The organism is Candidatus Phytoplasma stylosanthis (assembly GCF_032886435.1).
GTDB lineage: Bacteria > Bacillota_I > Bacilli_A > Acholeplasmatales > Acholeplasmataceae > Phytoplasma > Phytoplasma stylosanthis.
The window spans coordinates 1-4,200 of the sequence record NZ_JAUZJP010000023.1 but is presented as its reverse complement, the minus strand read 5'-3'; the positions used below and the strand labels follow the sequence as shown (position 1 = coordinate 4,200).

The following is a 4,200-nucleotide window of genomic DNA, read 5'->3' as shown; positions in this document are numbered from 1 at the left end:
CTCATGAAGAAAAGCAAGAACAGAGGCCACACCTATGGACACATCCGTCCTTGCTTCCCACTTGAATCTCATCCTACTTTTCTCCGAACCTATAAATAGTTAAATACTAATAATAATAATTTCGAGGCCGCCTTCTTCTTCTTCTTCTTCTTCATTACAAGCTCTAACTCAATAAATTAGGGTTAAAATGAAATTACCTAAGAAAGTGTGGTAAAGGTTGTTATTCTCCATGTGATCATAGACTAGATATCTTTTTGCTCCTTCTACACAACAGCCTCTAAGAATGACCAAATTTTAAAAGACAAAAAAAATCTTAAACTCAGAGATAAAATTATTAAAAATTATGAAGAATTTGTTTGGAAAATGGTACATAGTTTTCAATATTATCCTAAAGTAATCGAAAAACAAGATTTATTTCAAGAAGGGATATTAGGATTGCCAAAAGTTCTTCATAAATATGAAGATATTAGGTATTCATTTCTTAATTATGCAATTGATATCATAAAATCTAATCTAAGAGAATTAATTAGAAAATGTCATATTCCTTAGATCCCCAAAAGAAAAGTGAAAGAAGAAAGACAGACCAAAAACGAAGAATTCAGAGAAGAAAACACCCCTTTAACATTTTCTAAAGATCTAAACCCTCATCAATAATGGTTAAAAGAAGTAAAACATGAATTTTTTATTAAGAAATTAAAAAAAAATTTAAGTGACACTGAATTTAAAATTATTTGTTTAGTTTTTGGAATAACATCAGGAAATATTAACCATGATTATCAACCGTCCTATTCAAATTCTGATATTTCAAAAATGTTAATTTTAACAAAAACGCAAGTCGAAAAAATAAAAAATAAAGCTTTAACAAAATTAAAGAAAATATTTAAAAAACAAGAATAAGAAATGATCTCTTTGAGAACAGTTTTTTGTTTTCAATAGTTGTTGGTAAGCCTACCAAATACTTCTTTCTTTCCTTTTTAAAAAAAAGTTATTTAATTTAAATAAAAAAACAAGGAGAAAAAAATGAAAAGAAATGGTTTTCAAAAATTAAGATTAAGAATCATTTGAGATTAGTGGTTTCGAAAACGCACAAGAAATCAAAGAAGCGGGTATTTCTTTAGAAGAATTAAAAGAAGCTGGCTATAGTGATTTTCAATTATTAAATTTTGGCTATCATCGAAAACAATTAAATAAATTAAACAAAACAAGGAGGCATTAATTATGTTGAAAAAAAAAAAAAAAACAAATTAAAAAAAATATTGAAAGAGATTATATTACCAAAAAAGAACTAATCAAAAAAATTGCGAGTCTTGTTAAAACATCTATTACCAATACAGAAACTTTTTATAACGATTTTGAAAAAACAGTCATCAAAGCTATTACAACCGAACAACCCAAATTTATCATTTCTCCTAAAATTGGTACTTTTCATTTAAAAACAAGAAACGCCCGTAATGGCATCAACCTTGCTACAGGAAAAAAAATCAAAATTCCTACTTCCACACGTATTATTTTTTAAAGTAGCAGGTAATTTAAAAAAAGAAGTCAAATCCTTAGTCCTCGAAGAATAATTGAAACAAGAAAAAAAGAAATGATCAGTTTTTTAACCATTTTTACTTTTTTTAGGGAGATATTTTAAAGATTTTGCAAAACCTGAAATTATAGAACGCAGATATGAAATGATGACCACCGTCTTTCTATCTGTTTTTGTTTACTCAGGGTTTAAACCTTTTTTAATTTGTTGGATAATATTATTATTTTTTTCAAAAATGTTATTATTTGTTTGTTTTTTAAATCTAAAAAACAGGTTTTATTAGAACAAAAAAAAATGAAAAAAGAAATGCAACACCAAGAATTAGTATTAAAAAGTGAACAAAATTATCAAGAATTAAAACAAATTAAGACCGAATTAGAAAAAATGAACAAAAAAGAAAAAAGAGAAGAGAAAAAGGGAGAAACATCAGATGGAATTTAAAAGTTGTTTGTCTCTTTTTATTATTTTTTTATGCATGCAAAATTTATGGAATTGCTTATGTGAAATATTAAAAATTGAATTCAACAAAATAATAAAAAGAATCCAAAAATTAGAAAAAAATAATAGTAAAAAAAATTTTTAATAAAAAAATAAATAAAAAAACAAGTAGGTTAAAAAAACATGAATAAAAAGATAAGATAAATTTTAACTTATTTAACTGAAGAAATTGATTCATGTATGAAAAAACTGGTTCAAACAGAGAAATCAATTGAAAAAAATAACAAAAAAATCAAATCAATAAGGAGGTTTTGAAATGAAAATTAGAAAAATAGCCAAAAAACAAAAAAATAAAAAAATCCCATTCATCCTTTACATCCTTTAAAAATAAACCAACACAAGGGAATGAGGAACTATCGCAAATAACTACCACTCTCGTAAAAACTGAAAAAAGTAATTGGTTCAACAAAAGCAGAAATGGTTTAATTATTTTATTCATCCTTTTATACATCTTTACTCAGTTCTGTGAGCAAAAAATTCCTTTGGTGAACTATGAAACCCAAAAATTTTAAAGAATTAATCACCTACAAAGTCGAAAAATTAACCAAACCAGAAGTTAAAAACCAAACTTAACAACTGACATAAAAAAAGATGATCAAAAAAGGCAAGTAATTAATTTAAAGTCCCTTTGAAAAAGGACTTTTTTTAAAAAAATTTTAAGAAAGGAACTGATTAATAATGAGTGATGCGATGACCGAAATTTATCGTGGTACCTATTTTAAAGACCGTAGTAATCTTAAAACAACCATTTATCCCAAGAAAAAAACTAGAAAAAATAAAAAGAAAAAATAAAACAAAGGAGTAATAAAAAAAATATGCATTTTCAAACCAAAAATAAAATTTTGACTATTTTTACCATTATCATTTGTGCTTTTTTGACCATTGGGGGGATTTGGGCTCTTCGTAATTATTTTTCCCAACAAAAGAAAGAAAAAATTAAATTAATGAATGAAAATGATGCACTAATTTTTGAAGTAAAAAGAATAGATGGTAATAATGAAGATAAAATCTTAATCCCGATCCCAATGCCAAATTTAAATCCGAGTAAATATATTCATACTATTACCATTAATCATCAAGCAACTTTAACCAAAAATGGTTTTGACATCAATGTTCCTTTATTTCTTAAAATAACCACTAACTATGATACTGAAAATACTTTTTCTAATCCTGATCAATACTTCAATTTAGAGATTAAAAATAATGGGGTCATCTATGATGATACCAAACGTTTACCAATGGTTTTAAATAGTGAAGACGGACATCTTTGACATTCAAATCAAATTAGAACAAAAACAATTTATTAACCAAACAAATCCTTGTTTAAATTTAATCATTGACTATGAATTAGTAGATCAAGATGGCAATGCTTGGAGTGGTGGCAGTCAAACAATTGAAAATAAAATTATTCAAACTGCTTAATCTTAAAAGAAACCAGACTAAGTTAATCATAACTTAGTCTTTTTTTGGTTTCAGAAAGGAGGCTCAGATGAGTAAACCAAAAACAACTTCTATATCGAAATTAATAACCATTTTTCTTTTCTTTTTCACTGTTTTTTTAGGAATTTATGTTTGGATTCATCAACAAGCTTTAATGGAAATCGAACAACAAATCGCTCAATCTGAATATGAAATCCAAAACTTAAAAACAAACGGGGTTAAAACAACTGAAATCCCAACCCCATCTTTATCAAATAACCAATCTCTTCCCAACCTCTCTCATCCTCAGCCTCCCGAAACCTTTTTTCAACCTGCTGACTCTCAAAAATTTATCGGTTTTGACAAATTAATTGGTTTTAAAGAAGAATTAAAAGTGGCTCAAGGATTTATCGATTATTTAAAAAAACCTGAAAATTACCAAGGCATTGGCGAAGTAGAATCACCGTTTGGGATTTTAATGTATGGTTGTCCAGGAACAGGAAAAACCACTTTCGCGCGGGCGATCGCCAAAGAAACCAATTTACCTTTCTTTGAAATAAATAGTTCGTTCTTTTCCCAAAAATATAAAGGAGTTGCTCCCCAAATGGTCAAAGATTTATTTACAATAGCCCGATTAGTAGCAGAAGAGTGTAATGGAGCGATCATCTTTTTAGATGAATGTGAAACTATTTTTACTGATTTAAAGCTGTTAGAAGCAGGGACAGAAATCGCGAATGTTGTGAACCAATTTA

Annotated in this window: 5 protein-coding genes and 1 pseudogene; all 6 read left to right on the top strand. The window is 27.2% G+C overall.

The features are described from left to right. Positions 1-246 precede the first annotated feature (246 nt). Positions 247-549 (top strand): sigma-70 family RNA polymerase sigma factor, encoded by a 303-nt coding sequence (locus Q8777_RS02375; protein WP_318749467.1) that lies wholly within the window; start codon positions 247-249, stop codon positions 547-549. A 721-nt stretch (positions 550-1,270) separates the two neighbouring features. Then, positions 1,271-1,568 (top strand): annotated as a pseudogene (locus tag Q8777_RS02370) (HU family DNA-binding protein). A gap of 167 nt (positions 1,569-1,735) precedes the next feature. Beyond that, a complete protein-coding gene (locus Q8777_RS02365; RefSeq protein WP_318749405.1) occupies positions 1,736-1,972 on the top strand; it encodes a hypothetical protein in 237 nt (78 codons plus the stop codon). Positions 1,973-2,844: 872 nt separating this feature from the next. Continuing rightward, positions 2,845-3,300, top strand: coding sequence for a hypothetical protein (locus tag Q8777_RS02360; RefSeq protein WP_318749406.1), 456 nt, complete (start codon positions 2,845-2,847; stop codon positions 3,298-3,300). Beyond that, a complete protein-coding gene (locus Q8777_RS02355; RefSeq protein ID WP_318749407.1) occupies positions 3,281-3,451 on the top strand; it encodes a hypothetical protein in 171 nt (56 codons plus the stop codon). Before Q8777_RS02360 ends, Q8777_RS02355 begins: the two co-directional genes overlap by 20 nt. Positions 3,452-3,518: 67 nt before the next feature. Then, a partial coding sequence (locus Q8777_RS02350) for an AAA family ATPase (protein WP_318749408.1) occupies positions 3,519-4,200 on the top strand: 682 nt, incomplete at its 3' end.